The sequence below is a fragment of the Halorubrum sp. CBA1125 genome (genome assembly GCF_009742825.1).
GTDB lineage: Archaea > Halobacteriota > Halobacteria > Halobacteriales > Haloferacaceae > Halorubrum.
In genome coordinates, this window is sequence record NZ_WPCE01000308.1 from 1 (window position 1) to 2,117 (window position 2,117).

General features: G+C 69.1%; 4 protein-coding genes. 1 reads left to right on the top strand and 3 read right to left on the bottom strand.

What is annotated here, in order from left to right:
- Positions 1–821 (top strand): SDR family NAD(P)-dependent oxidoreductase (locus GJ633_RS16065; RefSeq protein ID WP_156589576.1); only part of this gene is annotated, 821 nt, incomplete at its 5' end.
- 130 nt (positions 822–951) lie between these two features.
- Here GJ633_RS16065 and GJ633_RS16070 read toward each other — a convergent pair.
- The 3 genes from GJ633_RS16070 to GJ633_RS16080 all read right to left on the bottom strand — a co-directional run bounded on the left by GJ633_RS16070 (position 952) and on the right by GJ633_RS16080 (position 2,040).
- A complete protein-coding gene (locus GJ633_RS16070) occupies positions 952–1,146 on the bottom strand; it encodes a cold-shock protein (RefSeq protein ID WP_007999482.1) in 195 nt (64 codons plus the stop codon).
- A gap of 83 nt (positions 1,147–1,229) precedes the next feature.
- Positions 1,230–1,490, bottom strand: coding sequence for a hypothetical protein (locus GJ633_RS16075; protein WP_156589577.1), 261 nt, complete (start codon positions 1,488–1,490; stop codon positions 1,230–1,232).
- 88 nt (positions 1,491–1,578) lie between these two features.
- Positions 1,579–2,040, bottom strand: a complete 462-nt coding sequence (locus tag GJ633_RS16080; RefSeq protein ID WP_156589578.1) for a universal stress protein — start codon at positions 2,038–2,040, stop codon at positions 1,579–1,581.
- Positions 2,041–2,117 lie beyond the last annotated feature (77 nt).

Here is a 2,117-nt window from a genome sequence, read left to right on the forward strand (position 1 = left end):
AGGCGGCGGCCGCGGAGCTCCGCGCCGACGCCGGCGGCGACGTGGTCGGCGCCCTGGAGGTCCGCGAGTGCGACCTCGCCTCGCTGGACTCCGTCGCGTCGTTCGCCGGTGGGATGGCCGCCGACCACGACGCCGTCGACGTCTGCTGTAACAACGCCGGCGTGATGGCGATCCCCCGAAGCGAGACGGAAGACGGCTTCGAGAAGCAGTTCGGCGTCAACCACCTCGGGCACTTCGCGCTCACCGGGCGGCTGTTCCCGCTCCTGGAGGCCGCCGAGGGGGTGGGAGGTGACGCCCGCGTCGTCACCCAATCGTCGGGCGCTCACGAGCAGGGCGAGATGGACTTCGGCGACCTCAACTTCGAGGAGTCGTACGGGAAGTGGAAGGCCTACGGCCGGAGCAAGCTCGCGAACCTGCTCTTCGCCTACGAGCTCCAGCGGCGGATCGAGGCGACCGAGCGGGAGGGTGGCGACGGCAACGACGAGGAGTTGGGCGTCCGCAGCGTCGCGTGCCACCCCGGCTACGCCGACACGAACCTCCAGTTGCGCACCGCGGAGGCGAGCGGCAATCGCCTGCTGAAAGCCGGGACGCGCGTCGCGAACGCGCTGCTCGGACAGGACCCCGCCACCGGCGCGTTGCCGATGCTGTACGCCGCGACCGCCGACGTCGACGGCGGCGCCTACGTCGAGCCCGGCGGGTTCATGAACATGCGCGGGCACCCGACGGTCGGCCGGTCGAACGACGCCTCCTACGACCGCGAGGACGCGCGCCGGCTCTGGGAGTACTCGACCGACGCGACCGGCGTCGAGTTCCCGGTATAGCGACTCTCGGCGGCCGGACGGTGCCCTTCGACCCCGATCCGGATCGGCGGCGCGGCCGCTCGGCGGGCGATATACGCAGAACGCGTTTCGAGAGCTGTCCGAGTTCGAGTCGGCGGGTACAGCCGATGGATTACAGCCGAGTGAGGTTCTTCGCGCGCGGACCCTTGTCCGCTTCCTCGATGTCGAACTCGACTTCCTGTCCCTCTTCGAGGTCCGGGCCGCCGACGTCCTCCATGTGGAAGAACACGTCCTCGTCAGCGTCGTCAGTCTCGATGAATCCGTAGCCACCGGTGTCGTTGAAGAAATCGACCTTGCCTGTCGCCATCGCACTTCCACAGACTCCCGACGACGTGATAAGTGTTGTGTGCGAATCCCCCGTCCGATCGCCGAAACCGTCGGGCCTCGGCGTCAGTCTCGATCCCTCGCGACCGAGAGCGAGACGACGAATCCGAAGTAGGCGGGGATGCCGGCGAGCATGAACATGTACAGCACCCACCGCGGGGCGCTCGCGAACGCCACGTCGTACAGGAGCGACACGAACGTCACCCACACGACCGCGAACGCGAGGTCGTAGATCATCCCGACCCGGTGCTCCCGCACCTGCGAGCGGAGGCGGTCGGCGAGGCTCTCGTCGGCCGTCGGGTCGTCGATCGTGTCCGCGTCGGTCATGTGGTGTGGGTTCGCGTCGTGATACGTCGGTGTTCCGGAACGGCCGCGTTCCGGTCGGTGCGGATCGCAACCGCGGCGGCCGCGCGGCTCAGTCCTCCTCGACGTAGTCGACGACGAGGACGGGGACGTGCGTCGAGCGCAGCGTTCGCTCGGTGACGCTCCCGAGCAGCGCGCGGCGGACGCCGGAGCGGCCGTGGCTCCCCATCACGATGAGGTCACAGTCGTGGTCCTCGGCGTAGTCGGCGATCAGCTTGTGCGGCCGGCCGCCGGAGACGTGTTCGACGACCTCGATACCGCGTTCGGCCGCGCGGTCGGCGACCGCCGCGGTCGCCGCTTCGGCCCGCTCTTTCAGCTCTTCCATCTCGCCGAACCGGCCCTGCCTGAGCCGGTCGACCTGTTCGGTGCCGAGGCTGAGGTGAACCGAATCGATGTCGACCACGTACAGCGCGTGGACCTCGGCGTCGTACTTCTCGGCGAGGTCGAGCGCGTGGTCGACCGCCGACTCCGCGACGTCGCTTCCGTCGGTCGGGATCAGGATGCGTTCGTACATGGATCACACCTCCGTGTCCGCGGTGGTGTCGTCGTCAACTGCGCGGCCCCCGTCGGTCGCCGCGTCGTCAGCTACGC